Source organism: uncultured Thalassospira sp. (assembly GCF_963976115.1).
Taxonomy (GTDB): domain Bacteria; phylum Pseudomonadota; class Alphaproteobacteria; order Rhodospirillales; family Thalassospiraceae; genus Thalassospira.
The window spans coordinates 138,411-156,446 of the sequence record NZ_CAXBJJ010000006.1 but is presented as its reverse complement, the minus strand read 5'-3'; the positions used below and the strand labels follow the sequence as shown (position 1 = coordinate 156,446).

Below are 18,036 nucleotides of genomic sequence, written 5' to 3'. Positions count from 1 at the left end.
TATCCTGTGGGGGGACTGTTTGCTCAGCTTTTCCATTGGCCCGAAACCACCCAGCGACCGGCGAAGTTTTCGGGCACCTGAATGGTTTGGCGCGGTGCGCCGGTATCATCACGTTCCGGATAATCGGTGGTGTAATGCAGGCCCCGGCTTTCGCGGCGCCACAGGGCGGACTGAATGATCAGCTTTGCCACCACCGACAGGTTACGCAGCTCCAGCAAATCGTTGCTAACACGGAAATTGCCGTAATATTCGTCAATTTCTGACAACAGCAAATCAATGCGATGCTGGGCGCGTTGCAGGCGTTTGGTGGTCCGGACGATGCCGACGAAATCCCACATGATGTTGCGCAGCTGTTCCCAGTTATGGGCAACGATGACTTCTTCGTCGGAATCGGTAATACCGGTTTCATCCCATGGCGGCAAATCGGTAAAGCGGTCATCAACGGGCAGGGCCTCGATAATGTCGCGCGATGCGGCTTCGCCAAAAACCAGGCATTCGAGCAATGAATTCGACGCCAGCCGGTTGGCCCCATGCAGGCCGGTGCCCGCGCATTCGCCAATGGCATAAAGGCCGGTCAAATCGGTTCGGGCACGCAGATCGGTTAAGATGCCGCCGCAGGTATAATGCGCTGCGGGCACCACCGGGATCGGCTCGCGGGTCATATCAATGCCAAAACCAAGGCAGGTTTCGTAAATCGTCGGGAAATGCTCGCGGATAAAATCCGCTCCCTTGTGTGAAATATCAAGATATACACAATCACTGCCCAGGCGTTTCATTTCGTGGTCAATTGCGCGGGCAACAATGTCGCGCGGGGCCAATTCGCCGCGTGCGTCAAACCGGTCCATGAAACGGGTCCCATCGGGCAGCAGCAATTTACCGCCTTCCCCGCGCAAGGCCTCGGAAATCAGAAATGATTTTGCCTGCGGATGATACAGGCAGGTGGGGTGAAACTGGCTAAATTCCATATTCATCACCCGGCAACCGGCCCGCCACGCCATGGCAATGCCATCCCCGGTCGAGCCATCGGGGTTGGATGTAAACCGGTAAACCTTGCTGGCCCCGCCGGTGGCCAAAATCACGGTGCGGGCATTAAAACTTTTCACCCGGCCTGATTTTAAATCCAGCGCATAGGCCCCGACGCAGCGGCGGCCTTCGCCGCCCAGCTTGCGGTCGGTGACCAGGTCAATCGCCAGATAATCTTCAAAAATATCGATATTGGGGTGGGCGATGGCCTGCTTTTGCAAGGTGGTTTGTACAGCCCTGCCCGTGGCGTCGGCGGCGTGAACAATGCGGCGGTGGCTATGCCCGCCTTCGCGCGTTAAGTGAAAGGGCTGATCATTGCCGCCTTCAGGGTCGCGGGTTAAATTAATGCCCAGTTCATCAAGCCATTTAATCGCGGCTGGCGCGTTTTTGGCAACAAATTCCACGGTTTCGCGTTTGCACAGGCCCGCGCCGGCATCCAGGGTGTCAGCAACATGGTTTTCAATGCTGTCGGCCGCATCAAGCACGGCAGCAATGCCGCCTTGCGCATAATTGGTCGAGCCTTCGTCGATTTTGCCTTTGGACAGGACGGCAACCTTGACATGCGGGGCAACTTTAAGCGCGGTGCTCAGCCCGGCTGCACCACTGCCAATGACAAGTACATCATAGTGATAAGAAAGATCGGTCATAATTTCCCATCATGTGAAGGGTTGTTTGCATCTTGCCCCCGCTAAAGCATGCTTTAGAGCGGCAGAATAGGACTGTGTGTGCACAATCTCAAACATTAAAAGCACTTTTCCTGCGGGCATGCCTGTGAACGGTATTTTGGAATGATCCTGTGTTGCTGTGCAGGTGCCTGCTTTTTGCCCTGAAGTTGCGCCTATAGTAAGGTTGCTTAATTTTAGCTAACATCATCTGGCGGTGTTTCGCGTAGGATATAAGGATAGCAAGCATGCTTGATCACGATCAGAACGATCCGCACGGCCACGTGCAAGATCATTCCGGCCCGGCCCGGCATCATGGTGGATGCCATTGCGGTGCAGTGCGCTATCAGGTGCATGGCGAGATAGAGGATGCCGTTTTGTGCCATTGCCATTTATGTGCCGGGCTGCATGGCCATGTCAGCGCCTATGCGTCGGTCAACAAGGATGAATTGCATTTGATCGCCGATGACGGTTTGCGCTGGTATCGATTGTCGGAAAAAACCGATCGCGGATTTTGCAAGGAATGCGGGTCGGGTTTGTTCTGGCGGGTTGTGCGGTCAAAAAACATTGCCCTTACACCCGGCACGCTGGACGGCCCCTCGGGCATCAAAACCAAATCGCAAATATTTTGTGCGTTCAAGGGCGACTATTACCCGCTAGACCCGTCTATCCCGGTGTTTGATCACGACGACCACTCTTGAAACATGCTCTAAAGGGCAAATCGTTATGGCTAAACGATTTGCCCTTTAGACCGATGCCGCGATTGCCTTAAAGGAAATATACTTTAAAGGAGGATCGGGCGCAAAACGGGTTATTGGTCGGTAATACCGGGGACTTTCATCCAGGTTAGTTCGTGTTTGTTGTTGTATAAATGCACAACCTTTGATCCCGGAATATCGGCAAACTGTGCCACGGCGGCGTGGTCGGTATCGCCCTGCATTTTGATGGTGCAAATGAAATTGGTCGCCATGCCCGCATCCATCCACTGGTTGACGAGGCGAAACAGGCGGTCCGGGTAGCAAATCACGTCCGAGCAGAGCCAGTCGATATGGCCGATTTTTTCCGGCTCCAGGCCAAAGGCACTTTCCTGGCGAAAATCCACCCGGGGCAAACTGCCAATGCGCGGGTCCAGTTTGGCCTTGTCGACTGAAATAACCGAGGCGCCGGTTTCGTGCAAAACCCAGGTCCAGCCGCCGGGGCTGCCGCCCAGATCCATTGTCATGTCGCCGTCTTGCGGCAGGATGCCCAAACGGGTGAAGGCCTCCCACAGTTTCAGATAGGCGCGGTTGGGCGGGGTGGTTTTATCTTCTTCAAATTCGATTTCGCCGTTTTTCCACGGGCTGGAACAGTCCGCCGCAGCGATGATGGTATCAGGATCGATCAGCGTCCAGGACCCTAGCGGCGCGGTTGGCGCATTGTCGCCAAAAACCTGCCGTTTGGCCGAAACGTGGGGCAGGTTGGCTTCGATCAGTTTGGCCCGCGAAAAATGGTCAAACTTGAACAGGGCCCAGTTGCGCTGGTTAAAGCGCAAAATCTTGGCCGCGCCCTTGATCGAGGGAATGGCAATGCGAACCGGATTGCGCCAGACATTTTGCGCCCAGAACACCCGTCTTTCCGGGCCAGGCGCAAACATCAGCCGGTCGTGGGTTTCGATAACGTCCCCCAGTTCCTGACGCAACTGTTCTTCGAACCCGACAGCGGCCAGATAACCGGTGGCGTTCATAGGTTCAATGACGGCTTCAATGCCGTTTGGTGCGGAAAAAATATCTGTCATGGGCTGCTTTTACCGCGCTTTTCGGGCGGGTAAAAGCAGCAAATCATATGGCAGGTTTGAAAGATGCGTTACTGTAAAACCGGACGGGCAAATATCTGCTGCACCGGGCGGTTATTGTCGCCATGCTGGGTATGGGTAAAGGCTGTTAATTGCTCGGCTGAAATGGTTTGGGGTTGTTTCAAAACCAGCCAGGTTACGCCTTCATCACAGGGCGGCGTGGTTAACGAACCATTGAAACGGTAATAGTCATGGTTGTCGGTCAGGATGGACGACCATTTGAAGGATGCCGGCGCTGTTGTTGTTTCGCCTGCATGTTCGGGCAACAGGCCCCAGATTTCGCCAAGTGCTGCATTCGGCGCGCCGATTTCATACATAACCGCCACAACAGCAAGATTGTTGTTGATGTCGGCATGGACCATGTGGCCTTCCAGCGCAAAAGATTTCCCGTCAATTTGGTTTTCACTCGGTGCGTGAAAATGCATTTGGCGCAACGCAAAACCATGACCATTCAAGGCGATATATGATCCGGTTTCGGCGGTTATCTGCACAGTATGGCCGTTATTGGTGATGGTGGTAGCCCCTGTTTGATACTGAAAATTAACCGGGGCCAGCTTGGATGAAATCATGCTGGCCAGGTTTATCGGGCTTTGATTTCGTCCTGTCCCGCAAAGTTGATAGGCCGGATCAAGGCTGGACCAGTATGACGGGCCTGTCGCCCCCTCATAGCTCCAATGGGCATGTTTTTCTTCTGCATGGCCCGTATTTTGCCAGGTGAAGGCCAACGCAATGGCCATCATGCTGGCAGAGAGAAGTGATTTTTTCATGCGACGATCCTAGATGTTTATACGTTCATCCACCGCAATATCAGGGTTCTGCAACGTTCACGACTATCAATCTATAGTTTGGTTTTATTTCAGGCTATTTAAACATTTACTTTGGATCGGAACGGGGTGCAAAGACCCTTCAGGCTATGACGGATCAAAGCCATGTTTGTGTCGCGTTATTTGAAATCAAGGCCGTGCCAGCTGGTTTGCGTCGCTATTTTGCGGTCTCATTGTTCGCATGCGCATCGCATGGCATTGTTCATTTTGCCATATCGATAAAGAACGCAAGCGCCTTACCAAAAGTCTTCGCGCCGCACCGTGAAGGTTTCAGAAATGGTGGCGTATTCTTCATAACCAAGGCGGGTGAGCGGTTCAAACAGGGTGATATCAACCATGCCATTCACAATAACCGCGTCGTCAATGTGAATGCCAACCACCGTGCCAATGACCATGCTATTGGGTTTTTCCGGGTTGGGGCTGGGAAGATCGACAATCTGGAAAACCTTGCATTCCATATGGATCGGAACGCCCTTGACCAAGTACGGTTTGACGACAGATGCGGGCATTTTTTCCAGCCCGGCATGAACAAATTCATCCTGATCGGCGGGCAAGGGGGCCGAACACAGGTTAATTTCGCGCAGCATTGATTTTGGCGTAATGGCGGCAACAAATTCGCCGGTGGCACGGGCATTGGCCGCACTGTCGCGCGATGCGCCACTGGCCCCAAACATCACCATCGGCGGGTTGCCGCAAACCGCATTGAAAAATGAATAGGGGGCCAGGTTGGCATGTCCGTCAAGGCTCAGGGTGGAAATCCAGCCGATGGGGCGCGGAACAACGCAGGCCTTGAACGGATCATGGGGAAGGTTGTGTGAAGTTTTGCCCGGTTCGTAAAACATTTGAGTTCCTTAAATCTGATTTTTGCCGCAATTGGCGACTAGAGAACAAAAATTGTAAAATTTTTAGCTCAAACTTAGCTCAAATATTGTGCGATGCAATGAGACTCTGCAGGTTTGCTGAATTTTCGCGTCGGGGCCTGATTTTTCTCAGGCTACGGAATCTGGTCTGGCGAATCGGCTTTGATCGGCAAAATTTCCCAGTCTTTTGACGCTTATCGGTTAAGATTGTCTAAACAACTGAAATTCCATTCAAAGTATGGCGACTCCGCAATAATTTTCGGAGTCTGTTAACTTTTTGCGCTCATGATTTCCTCAAGTTTCAAGGGGGAACCGTGAAGGCATTATGACAAAGAAGCAAACTTTACCGCTTGATCAGGTTTTGGTCGGCGACTGCATCGAACTGATGAACAGCCTGCCGGAAAAATCGGTTGATCTGATCTTTGCCGATCCGCCCTATAATTTACAGCTGGGTGGTGATCTGCTGCGGCCCAACAATACCAAGGTTGATGCCGTTAACGATCATTGGGATCAATTCGACAGTTTCCGCCATTACGATGATTTCAGTCGTGACTGGCTGAACGCAGCACGGCGTGTCCTTAAGGATACCGGCGCGATCTGGGTGATTGGGTCCTATCATAACATTTACCGCGTTGGCACGGTGATGCAGGATATCGGCTATTGGGTGCTTAACGACATTGTCTGGCGCAAAACCAACCCGATGCCCAATTTCCGGGGCAAACGGTTTTGCAATGCGCATGAAACGTTGCTGTGGTGCTCCAAAAATGCCGAGCAGAAAGCGATTACGTTTAACTACGAAGCCATGAAGCAGCTTAACGAAGGCTTGCAGATGCGGTCTGACTGGTTGTTGCCGATTTGCTCGGGCGGGGAACGCCTGAAAGACGACAAGGGTAAAAAGGTTCATCCTACCCAGAAACCCGAAGCTCTGCTGCAGCGCGTGTTGATGGCAACCACCCGTCAGGGCGATGTTGTGCTGGATCCGTTTTTTGGTACCGGCACCACCGGGGCTGCCGCCCGTCGCCTGGGGCGTCATTTTATCGGCCTGGAACGCGAAGAAGACTATGCCAATGCGGCGCGTGCGCGCATTGCCAAGGTGCAGATGCTTGATGGTGAAAGCCTGGAATTGACCGAGTCAAAGCGGTCTTTGCCGCGTATTCCGTTTGGCGCCGTGATCGAACGCGGGCTTTTGACGCCGGGCGAAAAAATTTACGACAACCGGGGCAATGTCGCAGCGCTGGTTCGTGCAGACGGCTCTATTGCGCATAAGGATGCTGCAGGTTCAATCCATCAGGTCGGGGCCCAGGTTCAGGGCGCACAGGCTTGTAATGGCTGGACTTACTGGCACTATAAATGTGACGGACGACTGGTTTCGATTGACAATCTGCGTACCCAGTTGCGTCAGGAAATGGGCACGATGTCGGCCTGATTCTGCTTTGGGTGCGGCCTTGAAAACGGCTCTGCTGACATAAATGTGAAGACCGAAACGCCGCATTGCGCGTTTCGGCCTTTTTGTTTTGCGATGATTTCTGCTATAAATCCGGGGTTGATAAGTTTAGCGGATTGGAGATTGTCATGCAGATTGGTGGTTATGGTGCGGCGTACGTGCCCAATCCGATGCAGATTCAACAGGCCGCAGCCCCGATTGCGGAAACGGGTGGCAATGATCTGGAAGTCCCCCCGGCACAGCGTGTTGAACAGGCCGCCCAGGCACAGGAAGCGCAATCAAAGCCGCTTGAAAGCAGCGGGCGTGGTCAGGTTGTTGATATAACCGCCTGATTTTTTCATCTTCAATGCTTGATACCAAGGCCCGCGCCAGTTTGCGGGCCTTTTTGTTGTGGTATGATGCGATGAAGCGGGTCAAACGCCGGTTGGCGTATTTGATCGCTTGTCACAGATGTTTCAACGCGTGACGGACAACTTTTTTCATGACTGTTGGCAGGGCAAAATCCGCCAGGCCGTCAATTGTCGTCCAGATGCCCTTTGGTTCAATTGCCGTATCGTTGTTAAACCGGGTTGCCAGAATGGTGATATCAAGATGGAAATGGGTAAATGTATGCCCAACGGTGCCGCCAAGTTCGCGCCAGTCCGTTTTAAGCGGGGCTTCGTCGCGCATAATGGCATCCGGGGCCTCGATGGCGCGCCATTCACTGCCGGGAACTTCATAAAGCCCGCCTAGCAAACCGGTTTCCGGGCGGCGGCGGATCAGGATTTGACCATCGTCGCGCTGGATCCAAAAGGCATAGCCAACCCGGGTGGGTTTGGCCGGTTTTTTGCGTTTTTTCGGAAGATCCGGGGCAATGCCGGTTTTACGCCCTTCGCAAAATGCCTGCCATGGGCAAATGCCACAGGCGGGGTTGCGCGGGGTGCAAATGGTCGCGCCAAGATCCATCAAGGCCTGGGCGTAATCGCCGGGGCGGTCTGGTGGTGTCAGGGTGGCGGTTTTTTCTTTTATTTCCGGTTTGACGTCGGGCAGCGGTGTTTCAAGCGCAAACAGCCGTGAAATCACCCGTTCGATATTGCCATCCACCGGGCTGGACGGGCGGTTAAAGGCAATGGCCGATACCGCTGCGGCGGTATAGGGGCCAATCCCGGGCAATTTTAACAAACCGTCTTCGGTATCGGGGAACTGGCCAGCATAGGCGTCGGCAACCACTTTGGCGCATTTGTGCAAATTGCGTGCGCGTGCGTAATAGCCCAATCCTTGCCATGCGTGCAAAACTTCGTCCAAATCGGCATTGGCCAGATCGGTGACGGTGGGCCAGCGCGCCAGAAAGGCAGCAAAATAAGGCCCTACGGTAATGACCGTGGTTTGCTGTAACATGATTTCGGAAAGCCATACGTGATATGGATTGGGCAAATCGCCCGGTTCTGACCGCCAGGGCAGGGTACGATGATGGCGATCATACCATTCAAGCATGGTGCGACGCAGGGTGTTGATGTCTTGATCAGTGAAATGCACGGCGTTTCCGTGATATGGTGTGCGGGATGGCGAAAGCGGTGACAAATTTGATGCGACCCTAGGGGATAAACAGCCCTGAGCAAGAAAAAACAGCCCTGAGCAAGAGAAAAAGCCCTGAGCAAGAGATAAAGATATTGCCATGACCAATAGAAAAGATACCGGTGATACGTTTCGCGCATCTGGCCTGGATCAGGGTGGGAACCGTGTTGGTGCCAAAAATGCGGTTAAGAAACGCCAGAAAATTACCCCGATGGGCAATACCGACCGTCGTGCGGGCCTGCGCAATGTGGCGCCGATTGTTTCGAACCTGACCCGTCCATTGGTGCGCAAGCGCGGCTTTTTTCAGGCCGAGATTTTATTGCACTGGGGCGAAATTGTTGGTCCGGCCCTGGAAGATTGCACTGCACCGGTGCGCTACAGCCAGCCGCGTGGTGAAAATGCGGGCGGGGGCACCCTGATTGTGCGGGTCTCGGGGCCAATGGCCCTGGAGCTGCAGCATCGCATGCCGCAAATCATTGATCGGGTGAATACCTATTTTGGCTATCGTGCGGTAGAGCGCATCAAGATGATGCAGGGCGAAATTTCTCGCCCCGAAGCCCGTATTCGCCGTCCGGTTCATGTGCCTGAAGGCCCAATTCGCCAGGATAGCGAAAAAGTGATCAATGAAATCGAAGACCCGGCCCTGCGGGAAGTGCTATTGCGTTTGGGTCGTCATGTCAGTGGTGCCGGAAAAAAATGATCAGAAGCGCAAGGGTGCGTGTTTATGGTTGAATTTGACTGGCGGTGATATGTGTGCGGTATGCATCCGGTATCTGCCTTTGTCGAATCATTGTCCGACAAAGGATAAACACGGATTTGCCCCATTTGCGGGTGATGTTTGCGACTCGTTGGATCAATGGCAGTTTTCGCGGCTGTGTTGACTTGGCGCGTGCAACCGGCTTGTAATCGCAAAAGTTTGTTTTAACGGAGGTTTCCTTGCTTAAGCCGTTTAAATACCTTGTTGCCGTGGTTGGTGTTTCTCTGGCAGCACTGACTGCTCAGGGGGCGCAAGCCACCGAATATAAAGAACATGTAATGGGTGCAGAAGATGCGCCGGTGACGATTGTTGAATATGCATCTTTCACTTGCCCGCACTGCGCACGGTTTGCCAACGAGGTATTTCCCGAGGTCAAAAAAGAACTGATCGATACCGGCAAAGTAAAATGGATTTATCGCGATTACCCGTTAGACGGGGTTGCATTGCGCGCATCGGCCGTCGCGCAATGCGCGGGCGATGATCGTTATTTCGGGGTTCTGGAATTGCTGTTTAAATCGCAGATGACCTGGGCACGGAGCAAAGATCCGATTGAAGGCATCAAGCAGGTTGCCCGTTTTGCCGGTATGGATGGCGAGATGGTTGACACATGTCTGGCCGATGAAACGTTGATGAACGGCATCGTTGGTGCGCGCCTGGAAGCCGAACAGAAATACAATGTCAATTCGACGCCGACCTTTCTGATCGACGGAAAAACCTATGCCGGCGAAAAGGATCTGGAATTCTTTGCCGACAAGGTTGACGATCTGACCAACTAAACGATTGAAACATGATTTACCGGCGCGTTATGGAATGCGCCGGTAAAACACACGGGCCTTTATCGGCCGGGGGAACTGATTGGTCCAATTCAAGTCGCTGCGACTGACGGGGTTTAAATCCTTCGTTGATTCAACCGAATTACGGGTTGAAGACGGGCTGACAGGTGTTGTCGGCCCGAATGGTTGTGGCAAATCCAATCTGGTTGAAGCCCTGCGCTGGGTGATGGGCGAAACATCGGCCAAGCAAATGCGCGGATCAGATATGTCCGACGTTATTTTTGGTGGCACGTCGACCCGACCGGCGCGCAATGTGGCCGAAGTGGCCGTGGTGCTTGATAACGCCGAACGTCGTGCCCCGGCGATGTTTAATGATCATGAAGAACTTGAGGTCGTGCGCCGTATCGAACGCGGTGGCGGGTCTAATTACAAGGTAAATGGCAAGGATGTGCGCGCGCGTGATGTGCAATTGCTGTTTGCCGATGCCGCAACCGGTGCGCGGTCCAATGCCATGGTATCGCAGGGCAAAATTGGCGCGCTGATCGGGGCCAAACCATCGCAACGCCGGTTGGTGCTAGAAGAGGCCGCCGGGATTACCGGCCTGCATTCGCGCCGCCACGAGGCCGAGTTGCGGTTAAAAAGTGCCGATCAGAACCTTGAACGTCTCGAAGATGTTCTCGTCACGCTCGAGAGCCAGATTTCATCGCTGCAAAAACAGGCCCGGCAGGCACAACGCTATCGCAAGCTAAGCGAAAGCATTCGCCAGACCGAGGCCTTGCTGTTTCATATTCGCTGGCAGGAAGCGGCAAAACGCCAGAATGAAGCCCGTGAATTGCTGGTGGCCGGCGAATCGGCCGTGCGCGATTTAACCGCCGAAGTCACCCGTGCAACCACCCGGCAAGCCCATATTGCCGCCAGTCTGCCCGATTTGCGCAAACAGGAAGCCGAAGCCAGTGCCGCCTTGCAGCGTCTGGTGATCGAGCGTGAAGGGTTAGATAAAGACAAGCAGCAAATTGAAACCCAGATGGCGCAACTACGCGCCCGGGTTCAGCAAATTAACGCCGATCTGGCACGCGAGGCGGAACTGGCCAATGATGCCCAGGGGGCGTTGGACAAGCTGAAATATGAGCGTCATGAGCTTCGGGATGCCCAGGGTGGCGAGGATGACGAGCTTGATGATGCCCGCGAACGCGCTGCACAAAAAGCGCTGCAGGTTGAAGAGCTTGAAGCCACAGTTGACGAACTGACAACCCGTGCCGCCGCCGAAGATGCCCGGTTAAAATCGGTGCAGCAGCGCCTGTCAGAACTGGGCGCGCGCCGTATTCGCCTGACAGATCGTTATGACGAGGCGGTGGCGAAACTAGATGATATCCGGGTTGAGGCCGATTTTAGCGATGCCCTTGAAGATGCGGAAATGGCGTTGGAAGCGTGCGAAGAAACGGTCGAGCAGCGCAAAATGGCGATTGAAGATGCCGAAATGCGCCTGGCCGAACTTCGTGATCGTGAAGATGCCGCCAAAATTGCCGAAAACGATGCCCGTGATGCCCAGCGCGATGTCGAAGCCCGCAAAACCCGCCTGATTGCCGAAATCGACGGTCTTGAAAGTCTGGTTAAGTCCAGCGGTGACGACGAATATACCCCCATGATCGAACAGATCACGGTGCAGGGCGGGTTGGAACTGGCGATGGCCGCCGCCCTTGGTGAAGACCTGGATGCGCCTGACGCCATTCAATCCCCTACCCATTGGGCCGGGGTGGACCCATCAACCGATGATCCTGCCTTGCCCGACAATGTGCTGGCGTTGGCCCGGTTTGTTCAGGCACCGGCAGTGTTGAACCGGCGTTTATGGCAAATCGGCGTGGTCGAGGACGATGCGACCGGCAACTGGCTGTCCAGGGATTTGCAAACCGGGCAGCGGTTGGTGTCGCGCGAAGGGGCGTTATGGCGCTGGGATGGCTATCGTATTTTGGCCGGGGCAGAACTGCCTGCTGCGGCCCGGTTGCGCCAGCGGAACCGGCTGGCAGAATTGCGCGCCGAACGCGACGAAATGGACGATGTTGTGGCAGAAAGCACGGAACGGGCCGAAACGGCGCGTGACAATGTGGAACGCCTGAACGACCAGATTACCGAAGCCCGCAATGCTGAACAGGAAGCCCACCGTGCGGCGCGCGAAGCCGATAGCCAGCTTTCGCGCGCGCGCGAGGAAATTGCCAATATCAAACGCGATGCCAGCGCCATTGAAGGCCGACTGCAAACTGCCGAAGAGGTGGTTAACCGCACCCGCCAGGACCTCGATGAACTGATTGCCGAGCAGGAAAAACTTGCCGCAACACCGCAGGAAAGCAGCGAAGGCCTGATCGAAATCAAGGCAGCACTAAATGAAAAGCGCGCCGATCTTTCTGATGCGCGGGCCGACCAGATGGAGGCGCGCAGCCAGCTTGAGCGGATGCAGCGCGATATGTCGGGGCGGCGCAAACGCCTGGAATTTGTTGAAAATGAAATTGCCACCTGGAACGAACGTGCCGCAGGGGCGGGTGATCGCGTGGCCCAATTGCGCGAACGCCAGGAAGAAGCGCAGATGGAGCTGGAAGAGCTGGAACTGCGCCCCGACGAGATCGAGGAACGCCGTGCCATTCTAAGCGATCGCATCGCCATGGCGGAACAAACTCGCAAGGACAGCGCCGATGCGCTGGTCAATGCCGAAACCGCCCAGCGCGAGGCCGATCAGGACTTGAAGGATGCCGAACAAAAACTGGCCGATGCCCGCGAAGGCCGGGTGCGGTGCGAGGCTTTGCTAGAGCAGGCCGAACAATATCGCCGCGATTTGATCGAACGGATTCGCGAACGGGTGAATGCCACGCCAGACCAGTTGGCAGACCTGGCCATGTTGGACCAGAACGACGCATTGCCCGCCGAAAACGATATTGAAGCCCGCCTTGGCCGCCAGTCGCGCGAACGCGAAAACCTTGGGGCGGTTAATTTGCGCGCCGAGGTCGAACTGGCCGAGATGGAAGAACAGAAAAACACCCTGGCGACCGAACGTGACGATTTGCTGGCCGCCATCGATAAGTTGCGCAATGGCATTAACCAGCTTAACCGCGAAGCCCGCCAGCGCCTTAACAAGGCGTTTGAGGAGGTCGACAAGCACTTCCAGCAGTTGTTTGTCCGGCTGTTTGGCGGTGGCCATGCCCATCTGATGCTGACCGATGCCGATGACCCGCTAAATGCCGGGTTGGAAATTATGGCATCTCCGCCGGGCAAAAAACTGCAGCACCTGTCATTGCTATCTGGTGGCGAGCAGGCCCTGACCGCGATGGCCCTGCTATTTGCTGTGTTTATGACCAACCCGGCCCCGATTTGCGTGCTCGACGAAGTGGATGCCCCGCTTGACGATGCCAACGTTGACCGCTTTTGCCGGTTGCTTGAGGCCATTGGCCGTCATGCCAATACGCGATTCATGGTGATTACCCATCATCGTATGACGATGGCACGGATGAATCGCTTGTTCGGTGTTACCATGGCAGAACGTGGTGTATCGTCGCTGGTGTCGGTTGATTTGCGTCAGGCAGAAGTTTATTCGCAAAAAGAACAGCATGAGCTTAATTTAACCAGCTAGGGCGAATGCGTGTCCAAATGTGGCATTTTCTGTCGTGGAACCTAGGGAAACCGCCGGTTGTGCGGGGTGGCGGTTGTTTCCGGGCATGGGTTTAACAGGAGTGATCCCGAACACACCTGAGGGGCTTTTAGTGTGGTATTTCGGTAAAAATTGTTATTTTTCAATTTGTTAAATGAGGTTTTCCATGCGGCAACCATCCGGGTTTTACGGCTTGACAGCCTATGGGGGGCTAAGTATGTTGCCCGCGCCTTTCCTTGTGTTGCCAACAAGGCTGTTAGCGCGGAGTTTGTTACGATGAGCGAAGAAAAAGATCGCGCCTCGTTAGCTGAACTGGATCGCAAATTAACAGCCGTTGTCGGGCGGCGCGAAGAAAAGCAAGGCCCGGTTTCGGGGGGCCGGAAAAGTTCATCGGCGGGCATGGCGCTTGGCATGCGGATATCAGCGGAAATGATCGCTGCTGTCGTTGTCGGGTTGTTAATTGGTTGGGGACTGGACCGGTTTTTTAATACGATGCCTTTGTTGCTTGTCCTTTTTGTCATTCTTGGGGCAGGTGCCGGGGGACTTAACGCCTATCGCGCAGCCAAAGGGTATGATAGTGCCATTGGACTTGGACGTGCGATGGGAAAGCCCAAGCAGGGGGACAAGGAATAATCCTTGGCCTGACAAGATTGAGCGAGGATTACGGTGGCTGGACCGCTAGAGCAGTTTAAAATCAAGCCGTTGGCCGATCTTTCGGTAGGTGGATTTGATGTATCCTTCACCAATTCCGCCCTTTGGATGGTGATCGCAGCCGTTCTCGTAACGGCGTTCATGACGCTTAGCATGCGTCGTGGCGCACTGGTGCCGGGACGTTGGCAGGGTGCAGCCGAGGTGATGTATGAATTCGTCGCCAACATGCTCAAAGATAATGTGGGAACTGCCGGGCGCAAGTATTTCCCGTTTGTTTTCACGCTTTTCATGTTTGTGCTGTTCGGGAACCTTTTAGGGATGATCCCGCACGGTTTTGCCTTTACGAGCCACATTATCGTAACGTTTGCGATGGCTCTGGTGATTTTTGTCGGTGTGACGATTATCGGTTTTGCGCGCCACGGAACGCATTATCTGCGTATGTTCTTCCCGGAAGGTGCCCCGATAGCAACCGCGATCATTTTGATCCCGATCGAAATCATTTCCTATTTCTCTCGTCCGTTCAGCCTGGCTATCCGACTATTCGCAAATATGACGGTCGGCCATATCATGCTGAAAGTGATTGGCGGATTCGTCGGACTCATCGGCATTTTCGGCGTGCTTCCTTTCGCAATGCTGACGGGGATTACCGTTCTGGAGTTCGGCATTGCCGCGCTTCAGGCCTATGTTTACACAATTCTCACCTGCATCTATCTCCATGATGCGATCCATATGCACTGATGTGCTGTGGACTGGTGTGATCTTTTCTTATTGCCTGTAAGAAATTTCGAAAGGGTGAAGTTATGGAACTCGATGCTGCAAAGATGATCGGTGCTGGCCTGGCTGCTATTGGTATGATTGGTGCCGGTATCGGGGTGGGTAACATTTGGTCAAGCCTGATCGCAACTGTCGGTCGTAACCCGGCTGCCAAAGCCGATGTTGAACTTTATGGCTGGATCGGCTTTGCCGTTACCGAAGCTATTGCACTGTTCGCACTCGTCGTTGCGCTGATCGTTCTGTTCGGCTAATCGGCGCCCGTTGCGCGAATACTCGGCCCGGCGAGGGTGAACTCTCGCCGGTGTCGTTGAATTCGGGAGTAGGCTATGCCGCAGTTTGATATTTCGTCGTTCCCGTCCCAGATTTTCTGGCTGGTTGTTGTTTTCGCCGTCCTTTATTTTTTGATGTCGAAAATTGCCCTGCCGAAAGTTGGTGACGTTCTTGAACGCCGTCACAAGACTATCGAAGACAATCTTGGCAAGGCACGGGCGTTGAAAGACGAAACCGATGCCGCCATCGCACGGTACGAAGCAGCCCTGGCAGAAGCCCGGGATGCCGCTCATGCCGATATTCGCGAAGCATCGGAGAAGGCAACTGCACAGCAGGCTGTCGAAACCGAAGCAATGGCCAGGAAGCTGTCTGAAAAGACATCTGCAGCCGAAAAGCGGATTGCACAAGCCAAGACAACCGCGCTCAGTGGTGTGTCTGAAGCCGCGGCCGATATTGCCCGCGACGCAACCGCAAAACTGATCGGCGTCAAGGTTCAGTCCAAAACTGCTGAAAATGCAGTTGCGGCAGTGATTGGAGAATAAACACCATGGAAGCAGAACACGGTAGTTTCTTCACCAATCCGGAAACCTGGGTCACCCTTGCTTTCCTGGTTGTTGTCATTTTTGGCGGCTTCAAGGTTGTAAAGGGGATCTCGGCAGCACTTGATAAACGTGCTGGCAAGATTTCCAACGAACTTGACGAAGCGCAACGCCTGCGTGAAGAAGCTCAGGAGCTTCTGGCCAAATATCAGGCCAAGCAGCGCGAAGCACTGAAAGAGGCTGATGAAATTCGTGCCCATGCCAAGGCTGAAGCCGACCGCATGCTGGTAAACGCCAAGGCCGAACTTGAAGCGTCGCTTAAGCGTCGTGAACAGCAGGCCCTGGACCGCATTGGCAACCTGGAAGCCCAGGCTGTTGCGGAAGTTCGGGCTCATGTGGCTGAAATTGCCACTCAGGCAACCCTTGCAATGGTGACCGAAAAGGTTACCGGTGCGAAGGCTGACGAACTGGTTGATAGCGCGATTTCTGAAATCAAAGGCCGCCTGAATTAATCAGGTTCGCATTTTAAAAGTAAAAACCCCCTCGGCACACACGCCAAGGGGGTTTTTTCGTTTTGGCGACCATTTACCATCGTCTGTCATTGTTTTTGGGCGGCCAAAAGTAAAAAGGGCGGTCGGCGACGATGGTTGTCCCATTTGGTATTGCTGCCCACTGTCACCGGTTCGGGTTCGAGAAGACGGGTTAACCGTAACCCGGTATCAAGAAGGCCATTCACATAGGTTTCGACGGTTCTGTGATATTTGATCACGTCATCAACAAACCAGCTGGTGTGCCTGGGGCCTTCATCGCGGTAATTGTCAATCGGCCAGAACAGGTCATTGCCTGCGGCATCCTGTTGCCATTGCTGAGCGGCCAGCGCGGTGCATATCGGATGTTCGACAGAGATCACCAATCTGCCGCCGGGCTTTAACAGACGGGCAATATTGGCAATGGCAACGGGGTAGTCGGCCACATAATGTAGCGCCAACGAGGATACGATCAGATCAAACGACCTTTTGGCAAAGGACGTTGCCGTAAGGTTTTCAATTGCGCCTTGCTCGAATGTAATGCCGTTATCGTTTGTCATCTGGCGTGCCGATGCTAACATTTTGGCCGAAACATCCATCCCGACGACGGATGCGGCCTTTTGGCTCCGGGTATAACGGGCAAAATCACCAAAGCCGCAGCCAAGGTCTAGAATATCCAGCCCGGCAAGGCTTTCGGGCAACATGCTGCGCAGCGCCGGTTGTTCCAGAACATCATTTAAACCGCTGCCGGTTTGGCGCAGCGCGCGATACCCTTTGTGGAAGGTCGGATCATCGTAGATATTCTGGATCGAAGGCATTGGCAGCACCATTAAACAGGTCAGGACGCAATCTTTGTGACCTGTTTAATGGCAAGGTGCAAGTTGGCAGACAGGGGATAAAGCGGGGCTTAGCCCTGGAATCGTTCTGCGCGGTCGTGCAGGGCCTTAAAATCCAGATCAGGGCCAAGCGGGACGATCCCTGTTGGATTGATCATGGTGTGGCTTTCGTAATAATGGCCTTTGATATGATCGAAATGCACCGTTTGGGCGATACCGGGATGCTGATACAGGTCGCGGGTATAGGCCCATAAATTGGGATAGTCTTTCAACATGCGGATATTACATTTGAAATGGCCGTGATAAACAGAGTCAAAGCGGACCAGGGTTGTAAAGAGCCGCCAGTCGGCTTCGGTCAATTCATTGCCAATCAGAAAGCGGTGCTGATCAAGGCGGTTTTCGAGCCAGTCCAGCGTCGAAAACAGAGTTGTGACGGCTGTTTCATAGGCGTCCTGTGCTGTGGCAAAGCCCGATTTGTAAACGCCGTTGTTAACGTCGTGATAAACCCGTTCGTTAACCGCATCAATTTCAGCGCGCAGATGTTCCGGGTAATAGTTGCCCGGTTTGGCACCCAGCCCGTCAAAGGCGGTATTGAGCATACGGATGATTTCGGACGATTCGTTATTGACGATGCGGCCGGTTTTTTTGTCCCACAGGACCGGCACCGTCACCCGCCCGGTATATTTCCGGTCGGCATCTTTATAGACCTGATGCATAAAATCGCGATTGCCAATGTCATCGCCAAGGCCATCTTCGGGCGAAAATTCCCAACCGTTTTCCAACATGCGCCAATGCACCACCGAAACCGATATCATGTCTTCCAGCCCTTTCAGGCTGCGAAAGATCAGGGCGCGATGCGCCCACGGGCAGGCATAGGACACATACAAATGATAGCGCCCTTTTTCAGCCGGAAACGGACTGTTGCTATCGGCTGAAATCTGATGGCGAAAGGCACTGTCCTGGCGTTTGAATTTGCCGCCGGTGGATTTGGTGTCATACCATTGGTCTTTCCAGACGCCGTCTATCAACAATCCCATTTCTGCTTCCTTTGTCTTGGTCCGCTATTTAGATAGCAGA

Annotated in this window: 18 protein-coding genes; 11 read left to right on the top strand and 7 right to left on the bottom strand. The window is 54.0% G+C overall.

Annotated features, from left to right (window positions below):
* Window positions 1-23 precede the first annotated feature (23 nt).
* The gene (gene nadB, locus AAC086_RS09215; RefSeq protein WP_339778021.1) at window positions 24-1,670 is read right to left on the bottom strand and encodes an L-aspartate oxidase; all 1,647 of its coding nucleotides are present in this window, start codon (window positions 1,668-1,670) and stop codon (window positions 24-26) included.
* Window positions 1,671-1,933: 263 nt separating this feature from the next.
* Between nadB and AAC086_RS09210 the strand changes: the two genes are divergently transcribed.
* Entirely contained in the window at window positions 1,934-2,386 is a 453-nt protein-coding gene (locus tag AAC086_RS09210) for a GFA family protein (RefSeq protein WP_339778018.1), read from the top strand.
* Window positions 2,387-2,496: 110 nt separating this feature from the next.
* On the opposite strand, the gene AAC086_RS09205 is transcribed toward AAC086_RS09210, so the two are convergent.
* The 3 genes from AAC086_RS09205 to AAC086_RS09195 form a co-directional block, all read right to left on the bottom strand.
* Window positions 2,497-3,459 (bottom strand): SAM-dependent methyltransferase, encoded by a 963-nt coding sequence (locus tag AAC086_RS09205; RefSeq protein WP_339778015.1) that lies wholly within the window; start codon window positions 3,457-3,459, stop codon window positions 2,497-2,499.
* A gap of 68 nt (window positions 3,460-3,527) precedes the next feature.
* Complete coding sequence (locus AAC086_RS09200; RefSeq protein WP_339778012.1) at window positions 3,528-4,283, bottom strand: carbonic anhydrase family protein; 756 nt, start codon at window positions 4,281-4,283, stop codon at window positions 3,528-3,530.
* A gap of 293 nt (window positions 4,284-4,576) precedes the next feature.
* Window positions 4,577-5,182 (bottom strand): flavin reductase family protein, encoded by a 606-nt coding sequence (locus tag AAC086_RS09195; protein WP_339778010.1) that lies wholly within the window; start codon window positions 5,180-5,182, stop codon window positions 4,577-4,579.
* A gap of 343 nt (window positions 5,183-5,525) precedes the next feature.
* Here AAC086_RS09195 and AAC086_RS09190 point away from each other — a divergent pair, with 343 nt between their 5' ends.
* Both AAC086_RS09190 and AAC086_RS09185 read left to right on the top strand, forming a co-directional pair.
* A complete protein-coding gene (locus AAC086_RS09190; protein ID WP_339778007.1) occupies window positions 5,526-6,626 on the top strand; it encodes a site-specific DNA-methyltransferase in 1,101 nt (366 codons plus the stop codon).
* Window positions 6,627-6,772: 146 nt separating this feature from the next.
* Window positions 6,773-6,976, top strand: a complete 204-nt coding sequence (locus AAC086_RS09185; RefSeq protein ID WP_339778004.1) for a hypothetical protein — start codon at window positions 6,773-6,775, stop codon at window positions 6,974-6,976.
* Window positions 6,977-7,088: 112 nt separating this feature from the next.
* Here the strand turns inward: AAC086_RS09185 and mutY are convergent, their stop codons facing one another.
* Window positions 7,089-8,159 (bottom strand): A/G-specific adenine glycosylase, encoded by a 1,071-nt coding sequence (gene mutY / locus AAC086_RS09180; RefSeq protein WP_339778001.1) that lies wholly within the window; start codon window positions 8,157-8,159, stop codon window positions 7,089-7,091.
* 139 nt (window positions 8,160-8,298) lie between these two features.
* Here mutY and AAC086_RS09175 point away from each other — a divergent pair, with 139 nt between their 5' ends.
* The 8 genes from AAC086_RS09175 (at window position 8,299) to AAC086_RS09140 (ending at window position 16,108) form a co-directional block, all read left to right on the top strand.
* Window positions 8,299-8,898 carry a DciA family protein gene (locus tag AAC086_RS09175; RefSeq protein WP_339777998.1) on the top strand — a complete coding sequence of 200 codons (600 nt, stop codon included), beginning with the start codon at window positions 8,299-8,301 and terminating at the stop codon, window positions 8,896-8,898.
* A gap of 236 nt (window positions 8,899-9,134) precedes the next feature.
* A complete protein-coding gene (locus tag AAC086_RS09170) occupies window positions 9,135-9,731 on the top strand; it encodes a DsbA family protein (protein WP_339777995.1) in 597 nt (198 codons plus the stop codon).
* A 79-nt stretch (window positions 9,732-9,810) separates the two neighbouring features.
* Window positions 9,811-13,344 (top strand): chromosome segregation protein SMC, encoded by a 3,534-nt coding sequence (gene smc, locus AAC086_RS09165; RefSeq protein ID WP_339777992.1) that lies wholly within the window; start codon window positions 9,811-9,813, stop codon window positions 13,342-13,344.
* A gap of 294 nt (window positions 13,345-13,638) precedes the next feature.
* Window positions 13,639-13,995 (top strand): AtpZ/AtpI family protein, encoded by a 357-nt coding sequence (locus AAC086_RS09160; RefSeq protein WP_339777989.1) that lies wholly within the window; start codon window positions 13,639-13,641, stop codon window positions 13,993-13,995.
* Window positions 13,996-14,028: 33 nt separating this feature from the next.
* Entirely contained in the window at window positions 14,029-14,751 is a 723-nt protein-coding gene (locus tag AAC086_RS09155; protein WP_339777986.1) for a F0F1 ATP synthase subunit A, read from the top strand.
* 62 nt (window positions 14,752-14,813) lie between these two features.
* Window positions 14,814-15,038: an ATP synthase subunit C family protein gene (locus AAC086_RS09150; protein ID WP_073953291.1), complete on the top strand. Its 225-nt coding sequence runs from the start codon at window positions 14,814-14,816 to the stop codon at window positions 15,036-15,038.
* Window positions 15,039-15,113: 75 nt separating this feature from the next.
* Window positions 15,114-15,599 carry a hypothetical protein gene (locus AAC086_RS09145; RefSeq protein ID WP_339777978.1) on the top strand — a complete coding sequence of 162 codons (486 nt, stop codon included), beginning with the start codon at window positions 15,114-15,116 and terminating at the stop codon, window positions 15,597-15,599.
* 5 nt (window positions 15,600-15,604) lie between these two features.
* Window positions 15,605-16,108, top strand: a complete 504-nt coding sequence (locus AAC086_RS09140; RefSeq protein WP_339777976.1) for a F0F1 ATP synthase subunit B — start codon at window positions 15,605-15,607, stop codon at window positions 16,106-16,108.
* An 86-nt stretch (window positions 16,109-16,194) separates the two neighbouring features.
* Here AAC086_RS09140 and AAC086_RS09135 read toward each other — a convergent pair whose 3' ends face one another.
* Complete coding sequence (locus AAC086_RS09135) at window positions 16,195-16,941, bottom strand: class I SAM-dependent methyltransferase (protein ID WP_339777974.1); 747 nt, start codon at window positions 16,939-16,941, stop codon at window positions 16,195-16,197.
* A gap of 89 nt (window positions 16,942-17,030) precedes the next feature.
* Entirely contained in the window at window positions 17,031-17,996 is a 966-nt protein-coding gene (locus AAC086_RS09130) for a glutathione S-transferase family protein (protein WP_339777972.1), read from the bottom strand.
* Between the last annotated feature and the right edge of the window lie 40 nt (window positions 17,997-18,036).

Coding starts and splice junctions, on each gene's coding strand:
- AAC086_RS09140 (WP_339777976.1), top strand. CDS start 15,605: ATGGAAGCAGAACACGGTAGTTTCTTCACCAATCCGGAAACCTGGGTC.
- AAC086_RS09135 (WP_339777974.1), bottom strand. CDS start 16,941: ATGCCTTCGATCCAGAATATCTACGATGATCCGACCTTCCACAAAGGG.
- AAC086_RS09175 (WP_339777998.1), top strand. CDS start 8,299: ATGACCAATAGAAAAGATACCGGTGATACGTTTCGCGCATCTGGCCTG.
- AAC086_RS09130 (WP_339777972.1), bottom strand. CDS start 17,996: ATGGGATTGTTGATAGACGGCGTCTGGAAAGACCAATGGTATGACACC.
- AAC086_RS09160 (WP_339777989.1), top strand. CDS start 13,639: ATGAGCGAAGAAAAAGATCGCGCCTCGTTAGCTGAACTGGATCGCAAA.
- AAC086_RS09150 (WP_073953291.1), top strand. CDS start 14,814: ATGGAACTCGATGCTGCAAAGATGATCGGTGCTGGCCTGGCTGCTATT.
- nadB (WP_339778021.1), bottom strand. CDS start 1,670: ATGACCGATCTTTCTTATCACTATGATGTACTTGTCATTGGCAGTGGT.
- AAC086_RS09200 (WP_339778012.1), bottom strand. CDS start 4,283: ATGAAAAAATCACTTCTCTCTGCCAGCATGATGGCCATTGCGTTGGCC.
- AAC086_RS09190 (WP_339778007.1), top strand. CDS start 5,526: ATGACAAAGAAGCAAACTTTACCGCTTGATCAGGTTTTGGTCGGCGAC.
- AAC086_RS09145 (WP_339777978.1), top strand. CDS start 15,114: ATGCCGCAGTTTGATATTTCGTCGTTCCCGTCCCAGATTTTCTGGCTG.
- AAC086_RS09185 (WP_339778004.1), top strand. CDS start 6,773: ATGCAGATTGGTGGTTATGGTGCGGCGTACGTGCCCAATCCGATGCAG.
- AAC086_RS09195 (WP_339778010.1), bottom strand. CDS start 5,182: ATGTTTTACGAACCGGGCAAAACTTCACACAACCTTCCCCATGATCCG.
- AAC086_RS09205 (WP_339778015.1), bottom strand. CDS start 3,459: ATGACAGATATTTTTTCCGCACCAAACGGCATTGAAGCCGTCATTGAA.
- AAC086_RS09210 (WP_339778018.1), top strand. CDS start 1,934: ATGCTTGATCACGATCAGAACGATCCGCACGGCCACGTGCAAGATCAT.